27 protein-coding genes are annotated in these 24,669 nt (G+C 59.2%); 8 read left to right on the top strand and 19 right to left on the bottom strand.

Annotation, left to right across the window (positions count from 1 at the left end; all coding sequences use genetic code 11):
* Positions 1-53: 53 nt before the first annotated feature.
* Positions 54-1,121: a GNAT family N-acetyltransferase gene (locus GKQ23_RS17740; protein ID WP_249168538.1), complete on the top strand. Its 1,068-nt coding sequence runs from the start codon at positions 54-56 to the stop codon at positions 1,119-1,121.
* Positions 1,121-2,002, top strand: coding sequence for a hypothetical protein (locus GKQ23_RS17735; protein ID WP_212409030.1), 882 nt, complete (start codon positions 1,121-1,123; stop codon positions 2,000-2,002). Before GKQ23_RS17740 ends, GKQ23_RS17735 begins: the two co-directional genes overlap by 1 nt.
* Here the strand turns inward: GKQ23_RS17735 and GKQ23_RS17730 are convergent.
* From GKQ23_RS17730 to GKQ23_RS17710, 5 genes are read right to left on the bottom strand one after another with little or no spacing between them, the layout of a single operon-like run.
* The gene (locus GKQ23_RS17730) at positions 1,965-3,188 is read right to left on the bottom strand and encodes a DegT/DnrJ/EryC1/StrS family aminotransferase (protein ID WP_212409029.1); all 1,224 of its coding nucleotides are present in this window, start codon (positions 3,186-3,188) and stop codon (positions 1,965-1,967) included. The genes GKQ23_RS17735 and GKQ23_RS17730 overlap by 38 nt on opposite strands.
* Positions 3,188-3,604 (bottom strand): multidrug efflux SMR transporter, encoded by a 417-nt coding sequence (locus GKQ23_RS17725; RefSeq protein ID WP_212409028.1) that lies wholly within the window; start codon positions 3,602-3,604, stop codon positions 3,188-3,190. The genes GKQ23_RS17730 and GKQ23_RS17725 overlap by 1 nt, the downstream gene beginning before the upstream one ends.
* Positions 3,601-3,960, bottom strand: a complete 360-nt coding sequence (locus tag GKQ23_RS17720) for an EamA family transporter (protein ID WP_212409027.1) — start codon at positions 3,958-3,960, stop codon at positions 3,601-3,603. Before GKQ23_RS17720 ends, GKQ23_RS17725 begins: the two co-directional genes overlap by 4 nt.
* Positions 3,957-4,823 carry a carboxylesterase gene (locus GKQ23_RS17715; RefSeq protein ID WP_212409026.1) on the bottom strand — a complete coding sequence of 289 codons (867 nt, stop codon included), beginning with the start codon at positions 4,821-4,823 and terminating at the stop codon, positions 3,957-3,959. Before GKQ23_RS17715 ends, GKQ23_RS17720 begins: the two co-directional genes overlap by 4 nt.
* On the bottom strand, positions 4,807-5,535 hold the full coding sequence (locus GKQ23_RS17710; protein WP_212409025.1) for an MtnX-like HAD-IB family phosphatase: 729 nt from the start codon (positions 5,533-5,535) through the stop codon (positions 4,807-4,809). The genes GKQ23_RS17715 and GKQ23_RS17710 overlap by 17 nt, the downstream gene beginning before the upstream one ends.
* Before the next feature lie 989 nt (positions 5,536-6,524).
* Here GKQ23_RS17710 and pagP point away from each other — a divergent pair.
* The 5 genes from pagP (at position 6,525) to tatE (ending at position 9,432) form a co-directional block, all read left to right on the top strand.
* Positions 6,525-7,049 carry a lipid IV(A) palmitoyltransferase PagP gene (gene pagP, locus GKQ23_RS17705; protein WP_233209054.1) on the top strand — a complete coding sequence of 175 codons (525 nt, stop codon included), beginning with the start codon at positions 6,525-6,527 and terminating at the stop codon, positions 7,047-7,049.
* Between the two features lie 151 nt (positions 7,050-7,200).
* On the top strand, positions 7,201-7,410 hold the full coding sequence (gene cspE / locus GKQ23_RS17700) for a transcription antiterminator/RNA stability regulator CspE (protein ID WP_004156612.1): 210 nt from the start codon (positions 7,201-7,203) through the stop codon (positions 7,408-7,410).
* Between the two features lie 389 nt (positions 7,411-7,799).
* On the top strand, positions 7,800-8,231 hold the full coding sequence (locus GKQ23_RS17695) for a GNAT family N-acetyltransferase (protein WP_212409024.1): 432 nt from the start codon (positions 7,800-7,802) through the stop codon (positions 8,229-8,231).
* Positions 8,228-9,028 carry a deaminated glutathione amidase gene (locus tag GKQ23_RS17690; RefSeq protein WP_056240036.1) on the top strand — a complete coding sequence of 267 codons (801 nt, stop codon included), beginning with the start codon at positions 8,228-8,230 and terminating at the stop codon, positions 9,026-9,028. Before GKQ23_RS17695 ends, GKQ23_RS17690 begins: the two co-directional genes overlap by 4 nt.
* Before the next feature lie 200 nt (positions 9,029-9,228).
* Positions 9,229-9,432: a twin-arginine translocase subunit TatE gene (gene tatE, locus GKQ23_RS17685; protein WP_212409023.1), complete on the top strand. Its 204-nt coding sequence runs from the start codon at positions 9,229-9,231 to the stop codon at positions 9,430-9,432.
* Positions 9,433-9,552: 120 nt separating this feature from the next.
* Here tatE and lipA read toward each other — a convergent pair whose 3' ends face one another.
* The 13 genes from lipA to leuS all read right to left on the bottom strand — a co-directional run bounded on the left by lipA (position 9,553) and on the right by leuS (position 23,221).
* The gene (lipA, locus tag GKQ23_RS17680; protein ID WP_056240027.1) at positions 9,553-10,518 is read right to left on the bottom strand and encodes a lipoyl synthase; all 966 of its coding nucleotides are present in this window, start codon (positions 10,516-10,518) and stop codon (positions 9,553-9,555) included.
* 177 nt (positions 10,519-10,695) lie between these two features.
* Positions 10,696-11,364 (bottom strand): lipoyl(octanoyl) transferase LipB, encoded by a 669-nt coding sequence (gene lipB, locus GKQ23_RS17675; RefSeq protein ID WP_056240025.1) that lies wholly within the window; start codon positions 11,362-11,364, stop codon positions 10,696-10,698.
* Positions 11,365-11,449: 85 nt separating this feature from the next.
* Positions 11,450-11,713, bottom strand: coding sequence for a DUF493 family protein YbeD (gene ybeD / locus GKQ23_RS17670; RefSeq protein WP_048916777.1), 264 nt, complete (start codon positions 11,711-11,713; stop codon positions 11,450-11,452).
* Between the two features lie 105 nt (positions 11,714-11,818).
* Complete coding sequence (dacA, locus tag GKQ23_RS17665; RefSeq protein ID WP_056240021.1) at positions 11,819-13,030, bottom strand: D-alanyl-D-alanine carboxypeptidase DacA; 1,212 nt, start codon at positions 13,028-13,030, stop codon at positions 11,819-11,821.
* A gap of 101 nt (positions 13,031-13,131) precedes the next feature.
* Entirely contained in the window at positions 13,132-14,307 is a 1,176-nt protein-coding gene (rlpA, locus tag GKQ23_RS17660; RefSeq protein ID WP_101506639.1) for an endolytic peptidoglycan transglycosylase RlpA, read from the bottom strand.
* A gap of 12 nt (positions 14,308-14,319) precedes the next feature.
* Complete coding sequence (gene mrdB, locus GKQ23_RS17655; RefSeq protein ID WP_056240017.1) at positions 14,320-15,432, bottom strand: peptidoglycan glycosyltransferase MrdB; 1,113 nt, start codon at positions 15,430-15,432, stop codon at positions 14,320-14,322.
* A 6-nt stretch (positions 15,433-15,438) separates the two neighbouring features.
* A complete protein-coding gene (gene mrdA, locus GKQ23_RS17650; RefSeq protein WP_056240015.1) occupies positions 15,439-17,343 on the bottom strand; it encodes a peptidoglycan DD-transpeptidase MrdA in 1,905 nt (634 codons plus the stop codon).
* Between the two features lie 33 nt (positions 17,344-17,376).
* Positions 17,377-17,847: a 23S rRNA (pseudouridine(1915)-N(3))-methyltransferase RlmH gene (rlmH, locus tag GKQ23_RS17645; RefSeq protein WP_056240011.1), complete on the bottom strand. Its 471-nt coding sequence runs from the start codon at positions 17,845-17,847 to the stop codon at positions 17,377-17,379.
* A 3-nt stretch (positions 17,848-17,850) separates the two neighbouring features.
* Complete coding sequence (gene rsfS, locus GKQ23_RS17640) at positions 17,851-18,168, bottom strand: ribosome silencing factor (RefSeq protein ID WP_056240008.1); 318 nt, start codon at positions 18,166-18,168, stop codon at positions 17,851-17,853.
* Between the two features lie 164 nt (positions 18,169-18,332).
* Entirely contained in the window at positions 18,333-19,007 is a 675-nt protein-coding gene (gene nadD / locus GKQ23_RS17635) for a nicotinate-nucleotide adenylyltransferase (protein ID WP_212409022.1), read from the bottom strand.
* On the bottom strand, positions 19,000-20,031 hold the full coding sequence (holA, locus tag GKQ23_RS17630; protein WP_212409021.1) for a DNA polymerase III subunit delta: 1,032 nt from the start codon (positions 20,029-20,031) through the stop codon (positions 19,000-19,002). Before holA ends, nadD begins: the two co-directional genes overlap by 8 nt.
* Entirely contained in the window at positions 20,028-20,624 is a 597-nt protein-coding gene (gene lptE / locus GKQ23_RS17625; protein ID WP_101506642.1) for an LPS assembly lipoprotein LptE, read from the bottom strand. Before lptE ends, holA begins: the two co-directional genes overlap by 4 nt.
* A 14-nt stretch (positions 20,625-20,638) precedes the next feature.
* Positions 20,639-23,221: a leucine--tRNA ligase gene (leuS, locus tag GKQ23_RS17620; protein ID WP_101506643.1), complete on the bottom strand. Its 2,583-nt coding sequence runs from the start codon at positions 23,219-23,221 to the stop codon at positions 20,639-20,641.
* Between the two features lie 217 nt (positions 23,222-23,438).
* Here leuS and GKQ23_RS17615 point away from each other — a divergent pair, with 217 nt between their 5' ends.
* The gene (locus GKQ23_RS17615) at positions 23,439-23,918 is read left to right on the top strand and encodes a zinc ribbon-containing protein (RefSeq protein WP_212409020.1); all 480 of its coding nucleotides are present in this window, start codon (positions 23,439-23,441) and stop codon (positions 23,916-23,918) included.
* A 180-nt stretch (positions 23,919-24,098) separates the two neighbouring features.
* Here GKQ23_RS17615 and GKQ23_RS24205 read toward each other — a convergent pair whose 3' ends face one another.
* Positions 24,099-24,665 carry a pentapeptide repeat-containing protein gene (locus GKQ23_RS24205; protein WP_056239992.1) on the bottom strand — a complete coding sequence of 189 codons (567 nt, stop codon included), beginning with the start codon at positions 24,663-24,665 and terminating at the stop codon, positions 24,099-24,101.
* Positions 24,666-24,669: the final 4 nt, after the last annotated feature.

Genomic DNA, 24,669 nt, shown 5'->3' with positions numbered 1-24,669 from the left:
GATGACCCCGGGTGCCGTCAGGCACCCCGTTAGCGGACACTTCCCCTTTGAACGTGCTGCCTCCCCGTTACCGTAATCAGCTGGAGCCGTCGGAGCTATTGAACGGCTTTGTTCAGCACCCGCCGCCGGGCTTCGACGCGCAGCGTGCTGACAATGGACTGATAGGTTTTACCACCCGGCTCGATCTGTTGACCACGGCGGCCCCCTCGCTGCGCGCCCGGCTGCGCCGCTGGCCGGGTTATCGCCGCTGGAAACAGCTGTTATGGCTGGAAACCTGCTTTATCGGCGCCACTACCAGTGAGTATGCGTGCCTGCCGCAGCAGCCTGAACCCGTCGAGCTGCTTGACTGGATCGCGGACCACTGCAGCCAGCAGCCGTTAACCATTATTAAAGATCTGCCCTGCGCCTCGCCGCTGCTCACGCAGGAGGAGAATGACTACAGCGACCGCCTGAGCGCGTTAGCGCAGCAGCGCGGATTTATCAGCGTGGCGGGCCAGGCGCTGGCGTGGGTGGCGATTGATTTTACCAGCATCGATCACTATCTGATGCGGCTGTCGCACAGTCGCCGCCGCCATATCCGCCGTAAGCTGCGTAGCCGCCACCACCTGCGCATTGAACGGCTGCCCTGTGGTGACGCGCGATTCAACGACGCCGGCTGGCAGGCCCAACTCTATCAGTGTTATCTGGCCGTCTGGCAACAGAGTGATATCCACTTTGACCGGCTCAGCCCGGCTTTCTTTAACCATCTGCTGCAGGATGCGCAGAGTGACGGAATGGTGTTTTGCTACTGGCATCAGCAGCAACTGGTGGGATTTAACCTCTGCTACCGCTATCAGGGCCGGCTGGTCGATAAGTACATCGGCTTTGACTACGCGCTGGCGCTGAAATTTAACCTGTACGTGGTGAGCTGGATGGTTAATCTGGAGTATGCGCTGGCGGAGGGGCTGCAGGCCTATATCGCCGGCTGGACCGACCCGCAGGTGAAGGCCAGCCTCGGGGCACAATTCACCTGGACCCGGCACCTCGTCAGGGCGCGTCATCCGCTGCTGCGCGGGGCGCTGCGCTGTTTTCGTCACCACCTGGAGCACGACAGCCGGATGCAGCAGGGGGGGAGCCTGTGATGAACTCCCGGCCACCGGCAATCCTCGATTTTGATGGTTCGGTCAGCGGCATTGAGCGGGCGACCGTTCTACCCCTGCAGCCGTGGCAGGAGACGATCCGCTTCGGCTGCCGCTGGCGGGACTTTCAGCGGCTGGCGTCGTTGCTGGCGGTTCGGCTTCCCGCGGATCCCGGCTGCGTGTTTACCGGTAGCGGCGATTACCACCACCTCAGCTACCTGCTGCTGCAGCGGGTGACCCAGCCGCTGCAGCTGATCGTCTGCGATAACCACCCGGATACCATGCGCTATCCGCTGGGGATTCACTGCGGCTCCTGGGTGTACTGGGCCAGCCGCCTGCCGCAGGTCAGGGCGATCCACGTGCTGGGGATCTGCTCGCACGACATCAGCTGGCGTCACCGCTGGGAGATCCATGCCGGTCCGCAGCTGCGCCGCAAGCTGACCTACTGGAGCCTCGACGTCAGTACCCGCTGGCTGAACTGGCCGGGACGGCGGCCCGATCCGCACTGTTTTCACGATGCGGATACGCTGATGGCGAGGTTTCTGTCACAGCTGGCACCGTTGCCGGTTTATCTGTCGCTGGATAAAGACGTGCTCAGCCCGCAGGTGGTGACCACCAACTGGGATCAGGGGCGTTTCCTGCCGCAACATCTGCTGCGACTGATCCGCGCCTGCCGCGGACGGCTGCTCGGTGCGGATATCACCGGCGAGGCCTCCGTTTATCGCTTTCAGCGCCGTTTTAAACGCTGGGTCAGCGCGCTGGACGGCCAGCCGCTGGCCGACCCGGCGCAGCTGGAAGCGTGGCAGCATCAGCACCGGCAGATCAACCGGCTGCTGCTGGCCGAGATTACCCCGGCGCTGGCAGCACCTGACCCAGCGCGCTAAGGATACGGGCAAAGTCGGCGTCGCTGAGCCACGGGCTGTTGCTGAGGGTCAGCGAGCAGGCGGCAAGGCGATCCGCGTTGGGGGTCTGACTGCGCAGGGAGAGCAGCGGCAGGACGTCAGGGTAGTGGCGCAGCGTGCTGATAAACAGCCGGCTCACCCCCAGCCCGGCACACCACAGCCGTTCCAGCGCCGCGTCGCGGCTGGCGCGGTCGGGCATCAACAGCAGCATAAACGGCCAGACGCCGTCATGGCGATCCTGAATCACGGTCACGCCCGGCAGCCGTGCCAGTAGGGCAACCCTGGCCTGCGCCCGCTCACGGCCCTGCAGCAGCCACGCGGGCAGGCGCCGCAGCGCCGCCGCCGCCGCCCGCTGGCGGTAGCGCCCCAGCCGGTGCAGCGGGATCGCCGCTGCGGTGAAGTTCTCGCCCACCGCGCTCAGCCAGTCGCCGCGCGCCAGCGCCCGCCGTAGCGGGCGGCCATACACCCACTCAAGACGGTCCGGGTGATAGAACAGCCGGTAGCCCCACAGCGTGGCAATGCGGCCCAGCTCTGCCAGCGGGCGGTGCGGCAGGTCGCTGGCGATCTGCCGGGCCAGCGCAGCGTGCAGCGTCGGCAGGCGGCTGAACAGGATGCCCCCTTCGGCGGTGGTCAGCCCTTTCCCCAGCGCCAGGCTGAAAAACGCGATCTCGCCGATCAGCCCGACGCTCTGCCCCCCGCGGCGCGCGCCCAGCGCCTGGGCGCAGTCTTCAATCAGCACCGCGCCGCAGCGGGCGGAGAGCCGTGCGGCGGTCGCGGCGTCGGCCACCCGACCTGCCAGGTGGGTGACCACCACCGCCAGGGTACGCGTGGTGCAGAGCTGGCTCAGCTGGCGTGGGTCAAAATCAATGCGCCCCGGCTGCAGATCGCAGGGGACGATCTTCAGCGGCGGGCAGTGCCAGGCGGCCAGCGCCACCAGCGGGCAGGTAAACGCCGGCACGATCACCTCATCACGCTGCGGCTGCTGCTGCTGCAGGGTGCGCAGCGCCACGATCAGCGCGGCGGTGCCGGAGCAGGTCAACAGCGGTGCGGGAATACCAAATTCGGCCGCCAGGGCGGCGGCAAAGTCCGGCCGGCCAGCCAGAAGATCGCGCCAGCGCAGCGGCAACCCGGCGGTCGGCGGCAGTTCGCGGCGCGCGGCGTAACGCATCAGTGTGACGACTTCACGGAGGGGGATTGCGCCTGCCCCGCGCCGGCCAGCGCCGCTTCGCCTTTCGCCAGGCAGGCGACGCCGGCGAGGATCAGCCCCGCGCCGGCCAGGTTAACCTGCGTCAGCGGCTCACCGAACAGCCAGGCGGAGGCCAGCATGACGCTGAGTATCTCAAGGTGCGAAGCGGCAAACGCCGGGCCGACCGGGGCGGATTTCAGCAGCGACAGCCAGGTGAAAAATGCGCCAAGGTAGCCCGCGATTGCGCCATAGATCCAACCGTGGCCGAACACCCGCCACAGCCAGGCAGCATCTGCGCCGAGCGGCTGGGCATGCAGGGCGGCAAACTTAAAGCTGACCTGAGCCAGGGTGTCAAACAGCAGCAGGCTCAGAAAGCCACCCCAGGCGAGGCGCTTCATCCCTGCACGCCCACCAGCGCCACGCCCAGCGAGATCAGCAGCATTCCCGCCAGCCGCCAGCCGGTCAGGCGCTCGTGGAACAGCAGACGCCCCGCCAGCATGATCAGCACGATGCTCAGCGAACCCAGCATCACACCTTTCGCGAGGGGCACCCGGGTCAGGAAGGCCAGCCACAGCACAAACTCCAGCAGGTAACAGGCGATGCCCAGCCACAGCCAGCCCCTGGAGGGCAGCTGTCGCCAGTACTGCCAGCCGGTGTGCTCTGAGCCGGTTTGCGCCGCCGCTTTAAACGCCAGCTGCCCGCCGCAGTCCACGGTTACGTTCAACAGCCACAGGGCCAGCGTCAGCGTGCTCATCCTGCGCCTCCGGTCTGAGAAATCCACCTGCAGTCGGGCTGTAAAGGCGGCGCTGACTGCTGGCGAACAAAATCTGTTGAGCGGCGGAACACTTCGCTGCGGTCATTATCGATGGTAATCATATGATAGCTGTTTGCCAGCAGCACCAGTTCTGCCGGGCCGCTGACCCGGTCGCGCACCCACTCGGCGTTGCGTCGGTGAGAGATATCATCTTCTGCCGCATGCAGGATCAGGCAGGGGGCGGTCACCCGGTACAGGTGACGACGCAGGTGGCGCGACAGGCGGCTCATCTCATTCAGGGCCGGCCAGGGGTTGCCGGGCAGGCCAGCCGCCACGCTGTCACCGCTGAACATCTTCGCGGCAATCTTCCTGCGCAGCACCTCATTTCGGATGCCGTAAGGTGGGGTTTCATAGAAAATCCGTTTACGGCCAAGCCTGAGCCAGCCGGTGAACGGCAGCAGCCAGCGCGACGCCAGGCGCGACAGCACGGGAATGCTCCAGCCGTCGTAGCGCAGCGTAATGCTGTACACCAGCACGCCGCTGACCCGCTGCGGGTAGTCGGCGGCATAATTCAGCGCCAGCACCGCGCCCATCGACAGCCCGCCGATAAACAGCCTGTCGACCCGGGCTGAGAGCGCCTCAGCACCCGTAATGACGCTTTGATACCAGTCCCGCCAGCCGCTGTTGACCAGGTCTTCCGGCGTGCCACAGTGGCCGGCCAGCTGAGGGACATAGACGGTATAACCCGCCTGGTTAAACGCGCGCGCCACGCCACGCATCTCCTGCGGGGTACCGGTCAGGCCGTGAACCAGCAGCACGCCCACCGGTCCGCCGGGCAGCCAGTAATCATGCTTTGCGGTCATGTTGCCTCCGCGGGCCCTGGGCTGCATGCTGCGCCTGTAACCGGGCCAGCGCGGCCGGTAGCTGAGGGAAGCGGTCAAAAGGGGTGAACGGCAGCGATGCGCGCCGGCACTCGGCGATAAGGCGGGCACGGGCAAAGACGTGATCGGCCCGCGAGGCGACGCAGAAGTCGGAAAGGCCATCACCGATCACCAGCAGCCTTTGCGGTGCCAGCCGTTGCGCGAACTGGCATTTGCAGTTACCGCTGGCCTGCAGGCATTGGGGATGGCGATGCGGAAAGTCAATGCGCCAGCGGCGCTCCGCGGTCTGCACCAGCCGGTTGGCAAATACCGGCAGCGCGGGTAGCCGCTGATGCTGCAGAATATGGTGAATGGCGATGTCCAGCCCGTCGCTGACGATGGCGATAGGGATCGCACTGGCCTGCGCCTGACGGACAAAACCGGCAAATCCTGCATCGACGGTGATGCGTTCGAGGCAGGCCTCCAGCTGCGAACGCGACATGTCCAGCAGCGCGATTTGTTCGCTCAGACACTGTGCAGAACCTATCTCACCGCGCATCCAGCGCTGTTCTGCATCCTGCCAGCCTGGCTGGCCGAAATTTTCCAGTAAGGTATCGGTGACGTCTTCAACACCGATGGTGCCGTCAAAGTCACATAATATAGTCCACTCTGCCGGGCGGTCGGGGGAAGTACTGCCTGGTCCACACGCATGCATATAACAGGTTCCGTTGATTCACCGGAAAAGATCCGCGTGAATCTTTATCCGAGAGGTTATTTACCTCTCTCACGTTATAAGCTTGGGTCTCAATGGTGAATCAACAACGGCAGAGGAGTGTCCGCCGGAGTGGCGGTTGACATTTATTGCACGTTTTACGACATGTGTTAAAAACAAGCGTGTGAATCAATAAAAGGCTGCGCTGGCGATCGCTCAGGAAGATTCAGGAAAGGGCGGCGGCGGGGATGGATTTTCTCGGCTGGATGAAGCGCCCACGGTGGGCGTAGCCGGGCTGGCGGCAGTATCGTGGACATTAAGGCGCTTATGACAAAATGCACAGAGGGCACCATGATGGGGGCCCCATTCGTCGCCGGATGTTGTGTAGAAAAATTTAGCGCTGCCGCATCTGCCACACCTGAACATCACCACTCTCCTCTGTCCTTGCATCCTTTTGGATAAGAAATATCTTAACAAAAAACGTGCGGAGATCTATCAGAAATATTTATTATACAAAACAGAGGATTTTATTTTAAATTGTTGTTTTGTATTGTGTTTTTTGTTTTCTTTGCGCATTTTTTCTTTTTAATGATAAATAATTTGTTTTAAAACGCTGTTTTAATGATCTGTGTCAATTTTTCTGGAGTCATTTGGTTGGTTTTTTCTGGTAACTTCTATTATCTGAAGTGATGCTGTCTTTTCCTCTCCTTATCGCCCATATCGCTCATGTTTTTACTAAGATTGAGAGAAATCCTAATATTCAAAAATACTAATCTATATCAATAGGTTATGTTTAAATTCTCCCGGATATTTGTATCAGCTATCGGTTGTTTATTCATGGAGTATTTAAATTAAAACGTTATAATTGTGCAGCTATTACAACGCATAGTAAAAGATTTTAGCTGGATAATCTGGCGTTATCTGGCAATTTGAAGCCGGGAATTGAGATGAGAATACACAGCACACTTATTTTTACCTGCCTGCTGGCGAATATGAGCGCAGCCAGCGTTCAGGCTTCCACCCTGAGCGAGGGTATTTCCTCCTCGTGGAATACCTTTACCGGCAATATCAGTAAGACCTGGAATGAGCCGCAGGGCGTCGATCTCTATATACCTGCCATTACCTGGCACAACCGCTGGACGTACGATAAAGAAAAAACCGATCGCTACAACGAACGTCCCTGGGGCGCGGGGGGCGGTATCTCCCGTTATGATGAGCAGGGGAACTGGAACGGTCTTTATCTGATGGCCTTTAAGGACTCCTACAACAAGTGGGAGCCGATTGGCGGTTACGGCTGGGAGAAAACCTGGCGTCCGCTTAACGATCCTGACTTCCATCTGGGCCTCGGTTATACCGCCGGGTTTACCGCACGCGATAACTGGAAATATATTCCGGTTCCGTTAGTCTTACCGCTGGCATCGGTGGGTTACGGCAGGGCAACCTTTCAGATGACCTATATTCCAGGTACTTACAATAATGGGAATGTCTATTTTGCCTGGTTACGCTGGCAGTTTTAACCTCACCGGGATGAGACAAAACTGACTCAGAGTAAAAAAAAAGCGATTTTTATCACTTTTTCGTAGCTGGCTACTGGACAAACGCCTCGGCAATTGCTGTACTAACCCTGACACAGATTAGTGTCCATTTTTCATGTAAAGGTAATATTAGATGTCTAAGATCAAAGGTAGCGTTAAGTGGTTTAATGAGTCCAAAGGATTCGGTTTCATTACTCCTGAAGATGGCAGCAAAGATGTGTTCGTACACTTCTCTGCCATCCAGAGCAATGGTTTCAAAACTCTGGCTGAAGGTCAGCGCGTAGAGTTCGAAATCACCAACGGTGCCAAAGGCCCATCTGCTGCTAACGTTGCCGCTATTTAAGTTATCAGACAGAATTCTAAAAACCCGCCGAATGGCGGGTTTTTTTTTGCGCTAAAAACATCAGACGGGGTTCAGCGGCCAAAAAACTGCACCAGCCAGGCTGCTGCCGCTGCGCCGGCAATCAGTACGGTCAGGCCTTCGTTAAAGCTTCGGGGAACAGCGTTCATCATCGTTATCCTGGAAAGTGTCGTGGCTGCCAGTGTGGCGAAAGAAGATTAAGAAAAGATTAAACCCTGCGCAGCACGGGCCACAGCACGCCACCTTTACATTACTCAGTTTTTGTAACATCACTCTGTGATCGCTGCGCTTGCGCGCCACCCGAAACGAAGGCTATAAACAGAGGGTCATTTTTTAACGTGCCCGACCCGCGCACCTCTGTGGAGATTTGGATGAAAATTCGTCTGGCTGAATCGAAAGATGCTTTTGCCCTGAGTGCGCTGTTGGCGGAACTGGGCTATGAAGGGACCGCCCCGTTTATTGAACGCCGGCTGGCGCAGCTGATAGCGGATGATACTGAACGCCTGCTGATGGCCGAGCATGACAACACCGTACTTGGCTTTCTCTCCCTGCACTTTATACCGCAGCTGGCGCTGGCGGGTGATTTCGCCCGCATCAGCTACTTCAGTATCGCCGAAGGTGAGCGCAGTAAAGGGGCCGGGCAGGAGCTGTTGCAGTATGCGGAGCAGCTGGCGCAGGAGCGTGGCTGTGACCGCATGGAGGTGCACTGCCATCAGCGGCGTGAAAAGGCCAATGCCTTTTACGAACGCGAGGGCTACACTGAATCTCCGCGATACCATATTAAGGAGTTGACCCCACCATGAAAGTTGCCCTGGGACAGTTCGCGGTCAGCCGCGAGTGGCAGGAGAATGCCGCCACCTGTGGCGAGCTGATGGCGCAGGCGCAGCGGCAGGGTGCCCGCCTGCTGGTGCTGCCGGAGGCGGTGCTGGCCCGTGATATCACCGATCCGCAGCTGGTGATCCGCGCCGCGCAGCCGCTGGATGGCCCGTTCCTCAGCCAGCTGCTGGCGGCCAGCCGCGGCGACGACCTGACCACCGTTATGACCCTGCACGTGCCGGCCGGCGAGGGGCGGGCGCTTAACGTGCTGGTGGCTATCCGGCGCGGTGAGATCGTTGCCCGCTATGACAAACTGCATCTGTACGATGCCTTTGCCGTGCAGGAGTCGCTTAACGTGGATGCGGGCAATGTGGTGCCGCCGCTGCTTGAGGTTGATGGCATGAAGATCGGGCTGATGACCTGCTACGACCTGCGTTTCCCCGAGCTGGCACGCCGGCTGGCGCTGGACGGTGCCGAGGTGCTGGTGTTGCCCGCCGCCTGGGTGAAGGGGCCACACAAAGAGCGGCACTGGGAGGTGCTGGCGGTGGCGCGGGCACTTGAGAATACCTGTTATCTGCTGGCGGTGGGCGAATGCGGCCCGAAGAATATCGGCAGCAGCCTGGTGGTCGACCCGCTCGGGGTGATTACCGCACGCGCCGGCGAAGCGCCGATCCTGTTGCTGGCTGAGGTCGATCCTGAACGGATCCGCAGCGTACGTCGCGAGCTGCCGGTGCTGACCAATCGCCGTTTTGTCCGACCAGAACTACGGCAAAAGGCTGTCTGACGGCGCTGTGGTTCAGTGTCACCGTTCCCTGTATGAACCGCGCCATCCCGGCAATCCGCAGCGGTTCTCACCTCTGATCCCGCCCTGCGGCTGATATTCTGTTACAGTTTGACGTTAGTAATCGCCTGCTAACTGCGCGTTAATAAGCCGGTTAACGGGCAGGTCGCGTTCGCGGCCAGATTCACTGAAAGAAGGTCTATATGGAAGGTATCAGTCTTGCCAAGCTGCTGATCGTGGGTGCGCTTATCGTGCTGCTGTTCGGCACCAAAAAACTGCGCACGCTGGGCGGCGATTTAGGTTCAGCAATTAAAGGTTTCAAAAATGCGATGAGCGATGACGATGCGGCCGCGAAGAAAACCGCCGCCGAAGAGCAGCACGCATCCCGGTTGAACCACAAAGAGTAACGCCGCCGCCAGCTAATAAAAAAACGGATGACCCACGTCAACCTGAGGGTGCCAGCCACCAGGGCGGCACCGGGTTAATCAATGGGGCATCCGTTTCTTTTCCGCAACCGTACCCTGTGGTTACTTAACTTCCAGACCTTTTGCCTGCATGTCAGCATGGTAAGACGAGCGCACGAACGGGCCACAGGCCGCATGGGTGAAGCCCATATCCATCGCCGCAGCTTTCATCTCATCGAACTCAGCCGGGCTGACGTAACGCTGCACCGGCAGGTGGTGGCGGCTCGGTGACAGATACTGGCCGAGGGTCAGCATGGTGACGCCGTGGCGACGCAGGTCGCGCATCACTTCGACGATTTCCGCATTGGTTTCACCTAAGCCGACCATCAGGCCCGATTTGGTCGGCACCTCGGGGTGCGCCTCTTTGAAGCGTTCCAGCAGCTTCAGCGACCAGTCATAGTTAGCGCCCGGGCGAACCTGACGGTAAACGCGCGGCACGTTTTCGAGGTTGTGGTTGAAGACGTCCGGCGGGGTGGCGTTGAGGATTTCCAGCGCGCGATCCATACGTCCGCGGAAGTCAGGCACCAGCGTTTCGATTTTGATGGCCGGGCTTTTCTCACGGATGGCGGTAATGCAGTCGGCAAAGTGCTGGGCACCGCCGTCACGCAGGTCGTCGCGGTCAACCGAGGTGATTACCACGTAGCGCAACGCCATATCAGCAATGGTCTGCGCCAGTTTACCCGGCTCACTGGCATCAGGCATGTTCGGCCGGCCGTGGGCCACGTCACAGAACGGGCAGCGACGGGTGCAGATGGCACCGAGGATCATAAAGGTGGCCGTACCGTGGTTAAAACACTCAGCAAGGTTAGGGCAGGAGGCCTCTTCGCAAACGGAATGCAGACCATTTTTGCGCATGGCGGCTTTGATGCCCTGAATACGGCTGGAGTCGGCGGGGAGTTTGATTCTCATCCATTCCGGCTTACGTAAGATCTCAGTCCGTTCGGTGACCACGGTTTTCACCGGGATCAGGGCCATTTTGTCTGCGTCGCGGTATTTAACGCCGCGTTCCATCACAATCGGTTTACTCATAATCTTGCTGATTCCAGGTTGGATGACGGCGAGCCACTCGGTAAAGAGGTTTAAACGCCCGCATAACACTCAATGAGTTTATTGATTTAAACTTTTTTTGAAAAGCGCAAAAAATTATATCATTTCCCTCTGCCAGAAACAGCCAGTTAGCGGCAGAAAGCGTTACAGAATTGTAAATCAGAGCGCACAGTTTAGCGATAAACTGGCATCATTTCGCCACTGCACGTCACCGGCTGACAGCAGGCGGGCAAAATTCTCTACCAGCAGGGGTTGCAGATCGGCAGTCGTGATTCCGTGATGCCAGGCACTTACCTGAGTCATTTCCATCCCGGCATAACCGCAGGGGTTAATGCGCAGGAACGGCGCCAGATCCATCGCCACGTTGAGCGCCAGACCGTGGAATGAACAGCCCTGCCGAATGCGCAGGCCCAGCGAGCAGATCTTTTTGCCGTCAGCGTAGACCCCGGGCGCGTCGGCGCGGGCTGCGGCGCTAATGCCGAGGCCGGCAAGGGTATCGACCACCGTCTGTTCAATACAGCTGACCAGCTGGCGCACGCCCAGCTTACGGCGCTTCAGATTGACCAGCACGTACATCACCTGTTGTCCGGGACCATGATAGGTCACCTGGCCGCCGCGATCGCTCTGCATTACCGGGATATCACCGGGAACCAGCAGGTGTTCGGTTTTCCCCGCCTGGCCCTGGGTGAATACGGGGTGATGCTCGACCAGCCAGATTTCATCCGGCGTATCGTCAGACCGGCGTTCGGTAAACTGATGCATAGCAAGGGAGACGGGTGCCCAGGGCTGCAGGCCCAGCTGGCGGACAATCAGAGTATCGTAAGGCAAAACGGACAATCCGGTAGGGAGTGAGGCGTGCAGTATAGCGCTGGTGGTGGGCAAGAACCAGCTTGCCCACACCACTGTCGGGGGGTTACAGCACCATGCGGACAATTTCAATCTTGCCCAGCTCTTCATACAGCGTTTCCACCTGCTCGATGTGCGTGGCGGTAATGGTGATTGACACCGAGTGGTAGTTGCCTTTACTGCTTGGCTTAACGTCCGGAGAGTAATCGCCCGGTGCATGACGCTGCACCACTTCAACCACCTGGTCGACCAGCTCCGGCTGTGCCAGGCCCATCACTTTATAGGTAAAAGAGGTGGGGAATTCGAGCAGTTCTTTAAGATTGGTTTTCATAGGGGCTCCGGTATCACAAACAAGGACTCCCGCCGTAGCGGGAGTTTTACAGATACTAACAATATGGGGTGACCCGCGCCCAATTTCAAGCGCGAGAGGCGGGCATCAGGCGAACCAGTGGTGGAAGGTCAGCTTGATGTAATCGATGATGCGGCCAAAGAAGCCGCCTTCCGGCATATCGTTGAGTACCACCAGCGGATGCTGTTCGATGGTTTTACCATCCAGCTGGAAGTTGATGCTGCCCACTACCTGGTTTTTCTGCAGCGGTGCGTGCAGTTCGGTGTTGGTCAGGGTATAGCTGGCCTTCAGGTCTTTCATCCTGCCGCGCGGGATGGTCAGGAAGGCATCTTTTTCCACGCCAAGCTGCACGCGGTCACTGTTGCCGAACCACACCGGTTCAGAGGCGAACTCTTTGCCGGCCTTCAGCGGTGCCACGGTTTCAAAGAAGCGGAAGCCCCAGGTCAGCAGTTTTTTGCTTTCGGTTTCACGGCCTTTGTAGGTGTGGCCGCCCATCACGGCGGAGATCAGACGCATCTGGCCTTCGGTGGCGGAGGCCACCAGGTTGTAACCGGCGGCGTCGGTGTGGCCGGTTTTGATGCCGTCAACGTTCAGGCTGGTATCCCACAGCAGGCCGTTACGGTTCATCTGGCGGATATTGTTAAAGGTGAACTCTTTTTCATGATAGACGGCGTACTCATCCGGCACGTCGCGGATCAGTGCACGGCCAATCAGCGCCATATCACGCGCCGAGCTGTACTGGCCCTCGGCGTCGAGGCCGTGTACCGTCTGGAAATGCGTGTTCTGCAGGCCCAGCGCCTTGACGTAGTTGTTCATCAGGCCGACGAAGGCGTCCTGGCTGCCGGCGACGTAGTCGGCCATAGCCACACAGGCGTCGTTGCCCGACTGCAGCACGATGCCGCGCGTCAGCTGGGAAACCGGCACGCGATCGCCGGGCTTAAGAAACATCAGCGATGAACCGCGGAACACCGGATTGCCGGTCGCCCAGGCATCTTTACCGACGGTGACGATGTCATCGTTGTGAATTTTACCCGCTTTAATCGCCTGGCCGATGACGTAGCTGGTCATCATCTTGGTCAGGCTGGCCGGATCGCGGCGTGCGTCAGCGTTCTTCTCAGCCAGCACCTTGCCTGAGTTGTAATCGATAAGCACATAGGCTTCAGCATCGATTTCCGGTACGCCGGGGATCATGGTTTTAATGTTAACGTCGTCCGCGTAGGCCACCACGTTAAGGCTGAGTGCGATCAGCGAGGCCACGGTCAGGCGTTTGATCAGTCGGGAAGGGGTCAGAGTGCTCATGTTAAGAACGACTACATCCTGGGCTAAGTTAAAAAAAGTGACTCACTATAGCAAAATCATGCCGCGACAACCCGCCCTAAATCGGGCGGATCGTGACAGCATTACATTGCGTTCGGTGCGACGGTGATAAAGGATTGCTGCTGCGCTTCGGAGGCCAGACGCTGCTGCAGCGCGGCCGCCTGCTGGCGGGTGCTGAAGCGGCCCAGCTGAACACGATAAACGTTACCGCGGGCGTCGACCGAGCCGGGAACGCCAAACTGTTTGCCGAGGCTGCTGGCCAGCTGACGTGCGCGGTTGGCGTCATTGAGCGCACCGACCTGAACCACGAAGTTACCGCCGGTGGCTGCCGGGGCAGAGGTGGAGGCCGCAGCAGAAGCCCCTGCCGTCGCCGCTACTGCCGGGGCGGCGACAACCGGCTCACTGCCCTCCAGCACGCCGTTGCGCAGCGGCTGCGGCGCACCGAGGAAGCCACCGCTGTTAACCGGCGCACCCAGCGATTCGCTGCTGTTCAGGGTGCTGTTGTCCACCGGACGCACGTTGTCGTTGCTGAGCGCAGGCTGCGCGCTGGCCGCTGGCGCAGGCTGGTAAGCCGGCGTGGCAGCGGGCTGGCCGGTCAGTGACGGTGCTTCGCTGTAACCGCCACTGGCGGCTGCGCCAGCGCCCAGCGGGGTCAGGCCGCCGCTGATGTCAGGGCGAGCAGGCAGGGCATAACTCTGTTTGGCGACCGTGGTGCCGATGGTGCCGGGGCCGAAGAGGGTCCCGTCCGGCGCAACGCTGATGTAGTCCAGCTTCACCCGCGAGTTGTTGGAGATATTCAGACGGTCACCGGCGGCACGGGTCAGATCGATAATCCGCCCCGGCGTGTAGGGGCCGCGGTCGTTAACGCGAACCACGATCATCCGGCCATTCGCCAGGTTGGTGACGCGCACGTAGCTCGGCAGCGGCAGGGTAGGGTGCGCGGCGGCCATTGCGTTGGCGTCAAACGCTTCGCCGCTGGCGGTGCGGCTGCCGTTGGCCTCTTCACCGTACCAGGCGGCAAGGCCGGTTTCGCTGAAGTTTGCCGGATCTTTGATCACCTTGTACTTTTTGCCGTTGACCTGGTAGTCCTGCAGCGTGCCCGGATTAAAGGGTTCGTAGTGCGGTTCTGCGCCGCCAATCTCCACCACCGGGCCGTTATAGGCCTGCTGCTGGGTGACCGGTGCCTGTTGCTGGGTGTCGTTAGTACAGGCTGCCAGCATTGCTGACGCCAGGGCAATCCAAAGCCAGTCCTTACGCATCTCTCTGCCTCTTTAAACGCTTTTCGACAATAGTTTACGATGGGTGTGAATCGACATGATGATGCCAAATCCTGCCATCAGTACAATCAGAGCAGAGCCGCCGTAGCTGACCAGCGGCAACGGAACCCCTACCACCGGCAGAATGCCGCTGACCATGCCAATATTAACAAAAACATAGACAAAGAAGATCAACATTAATCCACCGGCCATTACCCGACCAAAAGTCGTCTGCGCGCGTGCGGCCATCATCAGCCCGCGCATGATCAGCAGCAGGTAGAGTGCCAGCAGAATGATAAAGCCGACCAGACCCAGCTCTTCCGCCAGTACGGCGAAAATAAAGTCGGTATGGCGTTCAGGCAGAAACTCCAGCTGGGACTGGGTGCCGTGCAGCCAGCCTTTGCCGCGCAGGCCGCCGGAGCCAATGGCGATCTTCGACTGAATAATATGATAGCCGGCCCCGAGCGGATCGCTTTCCGGATCCAGCAGCATCATCACGCGGTCGCGCTGGTAGTCGTGCATCAGGAAGAACCACAGGATCGGAATAAAGGCGGCGACCAGCACCACGGCGACAGCGATCAGCTTCCAGCTCATTCCGGAGAGGAACAGCACAAACAGGCCGGACGCGGCGATCAGGATCGAGGTGCCCAGGTCTGGCTGCGCCGCCACCAGCAGCGTAGGCAGGAAGATCAGCACCAGCGCGATGGCGGTGTTCTTCAGCGTCGGCGGGCAGACGTCACGGTTGATAAAGCGTGCCACCATCAGCGGCACGGCAATTTTGGCAATTTCGGAGGGCTGGAAACGCACAAAGCCGAGATCCAGCCAGCGCTGCGCCCCTTTACTGATCTGGCCGAAGGCGTCGACGGCGATCAGCAAAATGACGCAGACGATGTAGAGATAGGGCGCCCAGCCTTCATAGACCCGCGGCGGGATCTGCGCCATCACCAGCATCACGATGGTGCCCATGGCGATCTGGCCGATTTTACGCTCCATCATGCCGGGATCCTGGCCGCTGGCGCTCCACATCACCAGCGCGCTGTAGACCAGCAGCGCCACGATAATCAGGCAAAATAGCGGATCGATATGGATACGGGTCCAGATCGAGCGTTTCTGGTGGCTGTCGTTCATATCCGGTTATTCACCTTCGTAGCCCGGCGGCACAGGCGCGGCGTCGGGCAGGTTAGTATTGTTATCGCCAAGAATGATGTGGTCGAGGACCTGGCGCATAATGGTGCCGACCGCCGGCCCCGCGCCGCCGTTTTCGAGGATCATCGCCACGGCAACCCGTGGGTTCTCGTAGGGCGCATAGGCGGTCATCAGCTTATGGTCTCGCAGGCGCTCAGAGATTTTGTGTGCGTTATAGGTCTCATTGGCTTTCAGGCCAAAGACCTGGGCCGTACCGGATTTGGCGGCGATTTTATAGGGCGCATTTTCAAAACTCTTGCGTCCGGTGCCGTTTGGCCGGTTAGCCACGCCGTACATGCCGTCTTTGGCGATCTCCCAGTAACCGTTATGAATATCGGCAATCGGTGCGCTGACCGGCTGACGCCACGGCACCTTAACGCTGCCCTGCATGGTGTCCATCATCAGGTGCGGCGTTTTCACCATGCCGTCATTAATCAGCGTCATCAGCGCTTTGTTCATCTGCACCGGGGTTGCGGTCCAGTAGCCCTGGCCGATGCCGACCGGGATGGTGTCGCCCTGATACCACGGCTTTTTAAAGCGCTTCATTTTCCATTCGCGGGTCGGCATATTGCCCGGCGTCTCCTCGATCAGGTCAATGCCCGACAGGTGGCCGTAACCAAACTTGCTCATCCACTCGCTCAGGCGGTCGATCCCCATATCATAGGCCACCTGGTAGAAGAAGGTATCCGCCGACTCTTCCAGCGATTTAGTGATGTTCAGGCGGCCGTGCCCCCAGTGTTTCCAGTCGCGGAAGCGCTTCTCCGAACCCGGTAGCTGCCACCAGCCCGGGTCAAACAGGCTGGTATTGCGGGTGATCACCCCCGCGGTCAGCGCCGAGACGGCAATATAGGGTTTGACGGTGGAGGCCGGCGGATAGGCCCCCTGGGTGGCGCGGTTGATCAGCGGCCGGTTCTCGTCATTCAGCAGACGGTTGTAATCCTTCGACGAGATGCCGTCGACAAACAGGTTCGGGTCGTAGCTCGGCATTGAGACCATCGCCAGCACTTCGCCGTTGCGCGGATCGGTGACCACCACCGCCGCGCGGCTGCCGGCCAGCAGCGTTTCAATGTACTGTTGCAGCTTAAGGTCAATGGTCAGATGGATATCACGCCCGGCCTGCGGCGACTGCTCATGCAGCTGGCGGATCACCCGGCCACGGTTGTTGACTTCGACCTCTTCATAGCCGGTCTTACCGTGCAGCACGTCTTCGTAGTAGCGTTCGATGCCCAGCTTGCCGATATCATGGGTGGCCGCGTAGTTGGGCCATTTACCCTCTTTATCCAGCCGTTCGACGTCACGGTCGTTGATTTTCGACACGTAACCCAGCACGTGGGTCAGGGCGGAGCCATAAGGGTAGTAACGGCGCTGATAGCCTTTGACCTCAACGCCGGGGAAGCGGTACTGGTTGACGGCAAAGCGGGCCACCTGCACATCGTTAAGGCCGGTTTTTACCGCGATCGAGGTGAAACGGCGCGAACGCTTGCGTTCTTTCTCAAAGGCGTCGATATCTTCGTCGGTCAGATCGACGATCGGCTTGAGGTCCTGCAGCGTCTGTTTGAGGTTATCGACCTTCTCCGGCACCAGTTCAATCTGGTAAATGGTGCGGTTAAGCGCCAGCGGAATGCCGTTACGGTCATAAATAATGCCGCGGCTGGGGGCGACCGGCACCAGCTTGATGCGGTTTTCGTTAGAACGCGTACTGTAATCATCAAAACGGACAATTTGCAGGTGGTACAGGTTAGCCACCAGCACGCCGGACAGGGCCAGGATGCCGAGAAAGGCGACGATGGCCCGGCGAACAAACAGCGTTTGCTCGGCGGTGTAGTCACGAAAAGAGTTGCGTTGTAATTTCATCCGCTGCTTTGTCTGTCCGGTTAGTCCTGGCCGTTATTCACGGTGATAAGGATGATTCGCAGTAATGCTCCATGCACGATACAAACTCTCTGCAACCAGCACGCGTACCAGCGGATGGGGCAGGGTCAGCGCTGAGAGTGACCAGCTTTGCTCCGCCGCGGCCTTGCAGGCGGGTGACAGGCCTTCCGGGCCGCCGATAAACAGGCTGACGTCGCGGCCATCCTGCTTCCAGCGCTCCAGCTGGCTGGCGAGCTGTGGGGTTTCCCACGGCTGGCCGGGAATATCGAGGGTCACGATGCGGTTACCTTTACCGGCGGCAGCCAGCATCAGTTCGCCCTCTTTTTCCAGAATACGTTTGATATCCGCATTCTTACCGCGCTTGCCGGCGGGAACTTCAACCAGCTCGAACGGCATATCTTTCGGAAACCGGCGCAGGTATTCCATAAAACCGGTCTGGACCCAGTCGGGCATTTTGGTGCCAACGGCAACCAGCTGCAGCTTCACGGCTTAACTCCAGAGCTTTTCCAGTTCGTAGAGCTGACGGCTCTCTTCCTGCATAACGTGCAGGATCACTTCACCGAGATCGACGACCACCCAGTCAGCGGCGGCACGGCTGTCAACGCCGAACGGCTTCAGGCCGGCCTGGCGTGCTTCCTGCACCACATTTTCGGCAATCGCCACCACGTGACGGGTAGACGTACCGGTACAGATCACCATGCAGTCGGTGATGCTTGATTTACCCTGAACGTCGATGATCACGATGTCCTGAGCTTTGAGATCGTCAGCTTTATCAACGACGAAGTCTTGGAGTGCTTTACCTTGCAAAAGGTTCCCCCTTGGGATTTTGAGTACGCAGGGTTATCGCACAGTTGTCACCGAAGTGAAAAACGATAACCGTAACATGATGTATCGGCTCTTTACCTGCGCGCGACCTGATGACGCTGGCACGGCGGCGGAAAAAGCGGTGAACCGGGCAGTAGCCCGAAAAATTAGCGGCGCAGTGTATCACGCGTAGCGGGATTCCGATACAGACCCTCGCGATCGATATAGTCGCTGACCGCCTGAGGGAGCAGATCCTGGTCTGAACGGCCCTGATGGCGGCGCTGGCGGATCTCCGTGGCGGAGATGGCAATCTGTGGCGTGTCGGCGAGAAAGACCCGGCCGGCCGGGCGGTTGTGCAGTTCTGCCGCATCAGCGGCGAGGTGTTGATCCAGCCAGCGCTGCATTTCCGCGTCCGGCATGCGGGTAGCGTAGCCGGGGCGCTGGCACACCAGCAGATGGCACACCGACAGCAGTGCCTCCCAGCGGTACCACTTATGTAAGCTTAGCAGTGAATCCTGGCCAACGATAAACGCCAGCGGCTGAAGCGCGCCGCGCTCGGCGCGCAGCTCGGTCAGGGTATCAAGGGTATACGACGGGGTGCTGCGCTGCATTTCGCGCAGGTCGAGATCGAACAGCGGGTTGCCGGCAATCGCCAGACTGACCATCGCCACGCGCTGGGCCGGGCTGGCCTCGGGCTGCGGACGGTGCGGCGGCACGTTGTTTGGCAGCAGGGTGACCTTACTCAGCCCGACCTGGGCGGCCAGCGCCTCGACCGGCCGCAGGTGGCCGTAGTGGATCGGGTCAAAGGTGCCGCCGAACAGCGCGTGCAGGGCTTCAGACATCGTCAAATCCTGCCGGAAACGCCGGATTGCACAGCAGCAGCGACAGCGTTTCCAGCTCGCTCCACACCGAACGGCCGTAATCCTGCTTGAGGGTCAGTTCGATACGTGCCAGCAGCCGCACCGCCTCGCGCAGCCGTGCGCCAGACAGCCGTTCCAGCGCGCTGCTGAACAGCGTCCGGCGGTTTTGCCAGACGCGCTGCTGATCGAACAGCGTGCGTAGCGGCGTCTGCGCCTGCTGGCGCTGCAGGTTGACCAGCAGCAGCAGATCGCGCTGCAGGGTGCGCAGCAGGATCACCGGTTCGCTCTCTTCCGAGCGCATCTGATGCAGGATGTGCAGCGAACGTTTGCCCTTGCCGGCCAGTAGCGCATCAACCCAGTGAAACGGAGTGAAATGGGCTGCGTCGTTTACCGCCTGTTCAACCCGCGGCAGGGTCAGCTTGCCGTCCGGCCACAGCAACGACAGCCGCTCCAGCGCCTGCGCCAGCGCCAGCAGATTGCCTTCATAGCAGTAACAGAGCAGCTGGTTGGCCGCGTCGTCCAGCTGCAGCTGCAGCTTTTTTGCACGGGTGCTGACCCAGCGCGGCAACTGCGCCTGTTCCGGCGTCTGGCAGGGCACCAGCACGCCGTTATGGCTTAGCGCCTTGTACCAGGCGCTGTTCTCCTGGGCTTTGGTGAGTTTGCCGGTGCGCAGCACCAGCAAAATATCCGGGTGCAGCAGGGTTCCGAGGGTCAGTAACTGCTCGCTCATCGCGGCAGTGGGGCCGTTATCCGGCAGAATAAGCAGCAGCGTCTGGCGGCTGGCAAACAGGCTTAACGACTGGCAGAGTGAAAAAATATCATCCCAGTCGGTGCCCGCTTCCAGCGTCACGCTGAAGTGTTCGGTAAAGGCCTGCTGCTGCGCGGCGGCCCGGATCGCATCCTGGGCTTCCTGCAGCAGCAGCGGCTCGCTACCTTGCAATAAGTAGCAGGCGCGCAGCCCCTCACGGAGCTGCGCGCCTAGCTGTTCAGGGTAAATCCTGATCATCGGCTGTAAGAACTGTCCGTCACGGCGTTGGCCGCCGGCAGTTTGTCCGTCGCCGACGGGATATGATCCTGCGTATTGATCGCGGCGTCATTTTCCGCCGCATGCACCGTCAGCAACTTGCGCACCAGCTGCTGGGCAGCCAGAGTACGCATCTCACCGACGATAATCTGCTGCTCGGAATCTTTTGCCAGCGCGGCCAGCGGGTTATCGAAGAATGAGCGATAGACCGTGGTGCTGATCGGGTAGATGCCTTTATTCGGCACCAGTACCTGAGCGTTTACCACCATCATCATCGAGTACTCTGCGGTTTTCCCGTCCTGGAAAACCGAGGCGGAATCACGGCTGATGCTTTCGGCCTGCAGACGCAGTGATGGCACATCGGTCCGCGCGTCTGAGTCGTCAACCACCTTCACGTTATTCAGGCGCAGTTGTTCACGTACCGAACGCGCCAGCGGCCCGTAAGGGTCAGACGTGTCCAGCCGCAGCGTTTTCATTTCCGGCGGCACCGAGGTGGTGCCACGCAGGTGATAACCACAGCCGGCGGTGACCAGCACCGCCAGCGTGAACAGCAGAGAGACTATCGGATGTCGCACAATTCCTCCTGACATCAACCCACAACCAGGTTCAGCAGCTTGCCCTGGACGTAAATGACTTTGCGAACGGTCACGCCGTCGAGATACTTGGCGACCAGATGCTCCTGTGCCGCCCGCGCCTGTACGGCTTCCTGCGTGGCATCGGCCGCGACGGTAATTTTGCCGCGCACCTTGCCGTTCACCTGTACCACCACCAGCACCGACTCTTCGACCATCGCCGCTTCATCAGCCTGTGGCCATGCAGCGTTATCGATCTCACCAGCACCGCCCAGCGCCTGCCACAGGGCAAAGCTGGCGTGCGGGGTAAACGGATACAGCATCCGCACCACCGCCAGCAGCGCTTCCTGCATCAGCGCGCGATCCTGTTCGCTCTCCTGCGGCGCGCGCAGCAGCTTGTTCATCAGTTCCATAATCGCCGCGATCGCGGTGTTAAAGGTCTGACGGCGGCCGATATCATCGGACACTTTGCTGATGGTTTTATGCAGATCGCGACGCAGCGCCTGCTGGTCTTCAGTAAGCGTAGCAACATCCAGCGGTTGGGTAGCCCCTTTCTCAGTATGTTCGAACACCAGACGCCAGACGCGCTTCATAAAGCGGTTCGCGCCTTCCACACCGGACTCCTGCCACTCGAGGGTCATATCGGCCGGTGAAGCAAACATCATAAACAGACGCACAGTATCCGCACCGTAACGTTCAACCATCACCTGCGGGTCGATGCCGTTGTTTTTCGACTTCGACATTTTGCTCATGCCGGCGTAGACCAGCTCGTGGCCTTCTGCGTCGCTGGCTTTGGTAATGCGGCCTTTCTCGTCGCGCTCAACGGTGACGTCAACCGGAGAGACCCAGTTACGTTCGCCGCTGGTGCCGGTGTAGTAGAAGGCGTCAGCCAGGACCATGCCCTGGCACAGCAGGCGTTTGGCCGGCTCGTCAGAGGTCACCAGGCCCGCGTCGCGCAGCAACTTATGGAAGAAGCGGAAGTAGAGCAGGTGCATAATCGCATGCTCAATGCCGCCGACGTACTGATCGACCGGCAGCCAGTAGTTCGCCGCCGCAGGATCCAGCATGCCTTTATCAAAGTCCGGACAGGTGTAGCGGGCGTAGTACCAGGAGGACTCCATAAAGGTGTCGAAGGTATCGGTCTCACGCAGCGCCGGCTGGCCGTTAACGGTGGTCTTCGCCCACTCCGGGTCAGCTTTGATCGGGCTGCTGATGCCGTCCATCACCACGTCTTCCGGCAGGATCACCGGCAGCTGGTCTTCCGGCGTTGGCATCACGGTGCCGTCTTCCAGGGTTACCATCGGAATCGGTGCGCCCCAGTAGCGCTGACGGGAAACGCCCCAGTCGCGCAGGCGGTAGTTCACCTTGCGCTCGCCAACGCCTTTCTCTGCCAGTTTACTGGCGATGGCGTTGAAGCCCTCTTCGAACGAGAGGCCGTCGAATTCGCCTGAGTTAAACAGTACGCCTTTCTCGGTCATCGCGGCTTCGCTCAGATCCGGGGCAGTGCCGTCGGCGGCCAGGATCACCGGCTTGATCTGCAGATCGTATTTGGTGGCGAACTCCCAGTCGCGCTGGTCGTGGCCAGGCACGGCCATTACCGCACCGGTGCCGTACTCCATCAGCACGAAGTTAGCTACCCAGACAGGCACGGCTTCGCCGGTCAGCGGATGCACCGCCGACAGGCCGGTGGCCATGCCTTTTTTCTCCATAGTAGCCATTTCTGCTTCGGCAACTTTGGTGTTACGGCACTCGGCGATAAAATCGGCCAGCGCCGGGTTAGACGCAGCAGCCTGCGCCGCCAGCGGGTGACCCGCCGCTACCGCCAGGTAGGTGACGCCCATAAAGGTGTCCGGGCGGGTGGTGTAGACGCGCAGCGTCTCTTCGCTGTCGGTGACGTTAAACTCGATTTCCACCCCTTCAGAGCGGCCAATCCAGTTGCGCTGCATGGTCTTAACCTGTTCAGGCCAGCTCTCCAGCGTATCCAGGTCGTTCAGCAGTTCGTCGGCGTAGTCGGTGATTTTGATAAACCACTGCGGGATCTCTTTACGCTCAACTTTGGTATCACAACGCCAGCAGCAGCCGTCGATCACCTGCTCGTTGGCCAGCACGGTCAGATCGTGCGGGCACCAGTTCACCGCAGAGGTCTTTTTGTAGACCAGGCCTTTCTCATACAGCTTAGTGAAGAACCACTGTTCCCAGCGGTAGTACTCCGGCTGACAGGTGGCCAGCTCGCGGCTCCAGTCATAGCCAAAGCCCAGCAGCTTCAGCTGGTTCTTCATGTAGTCGATGTTGGCGTAGGTCCACGGGGCCGGCGCGGTGTTGTTCTTCACCGCCGCGCCTTCTGCCGGCAGGCCGAAGGCATCCCAGCCGATTGGCTGCAGTACGTTTTTACCCAGCATGCGCTGGTAACGGGAAATCACGTCGCCGATGGTGTAGTTACGCACGTGGCCCATATGCAGGCGGCCGGAAGGGTAGGGCAGCATCGAGAGGCAGTAGTACTTCTCTTTACCTTCGTCTTCGGTCACTTTAAACGTTTGCTGCTCATCCCAGTGCTGCTGTACATGGGATTCTATCTCTTCCGGGCGATATTGCTCTTGCATGGTGGCCAGTAGTCCTTTGTAGAAACTTTTTTCGTGTTCATTCAGATCGGCATAGCATAGCCGATCCCGCCCCACCCCAACAACACTAAGCAGACCGACGGGCGGCATTTCTCTGCAGGCTGGAAGCCGGGCTGCAAAATCGGTGGTGAAAATAAGGCAAAAGGCAGGTAGCGACTAGACTGAGAGGAAACGCCATCGTTATCAATAAGGAGAGTCTATGAACAAGGTTGCTCAGTACTACCGTGAGCTGGTGTCGTCGCTGACCACGCGCCTTGAGCGTGGTGAGCGCGATATTGATGCGCTGGTGGAGAGCGCCCGCCAGCGCATGCAAAACCGGGGTGAACTCACTCGCCACGAAATTGATGATGTGACGCGCGCGGTGCGCCGCGACCTGGAGGAGTTCGCCCGCAGCTACGAGGAAGAACAACCGCTCAGCGACAGCGTATTTATGCGAGTGATCAGCCAGAGCCTGTGGAAAGAACTTGCGGACATTACCGATAAGAGCCAGCTGGAGTGGCGCGAGGTGTTTCAGGATCTCAACCACCACGGCGTTTACCAGAGCGGTGAAGTGGTCGGCCTCGGCAATCTGGTGTGCGAGCAGTGTCAGTTTACCCGTGCCATCTATACCCCGGAAATCCTCACCCGTTGCCCGGAGTGCGGCCACGATCAGTTTGTGCGTCAGCCGTTTTCACCGTAATGACGGATCAAGGGTAACGCGGAGCCAGGCTGGCCTGGTTCCGGTGCGGACAGTACAGCATTTTCGGCAGAAACGCTGTTGCCCTGTCAGAATTTGATGGATCCGTTCACTGAATCTGAGTTGCGATGTTTAGCGTGCGCACAACCCTACGCAAATGGAGCAAAAATTCTTACTAAAAAATCATCCGGCAATGAAGATTTTCATCCGTTTCAGGATCTTATTCGCTGCGTCCTGAGGCAACGTAATACCCACTACGGTGTTTATTTCGTGATTGATGTCAAGCCCTTCTGTTTCAGAGAAGTCACAGTAGCTCAGGTTTACGCGACGAAACTCAGAATACGAAAAATGAGAGTTCGTAAAATTGCTTTTCTTTAGATTACAATCTGCGAAAGAGCACTCTCTGAAAGAGCAGTTACTGAAGGTGCTTTTCTGTAAATCCATATTGAAAAAATCAACGAGGTTAAGTCTGCAGTTGTAAAAAGAAACCGAGTGAGGAAATGATATGTTATCAAATGAAGTTCCCTGAATGAAACAGTTGCGAAAGATAACATCATTTATTCTAAGAAATGAGTGGCTTATCTGTTTAAATGAGCAATCATTAAAACTGCAGTTCTCAAACTCATTGTTACGTAAGAGGAGGTTTTCAAATGTACAATCTGTAAAGTTACATCTCACAAACGTCCGGTTTTGACTCAACACCTCCCTGGCTCGCAGGCCTGTGTAAGTTTTTTGCAGATGCTCAGTCATTATT

This window comes from Erwinia sp. E602 (assembly GCF_018141005.1).
Taxonomy (GTDB): domain Bacteria; phylum Pseudomonadota; class Gammaproteobacteria; order Enterobacterales; family Enterobacteriaceae; genus Erwinia.
This window is presented reverse-complemented; position numbering and strand designations above follow the sequence as displayed.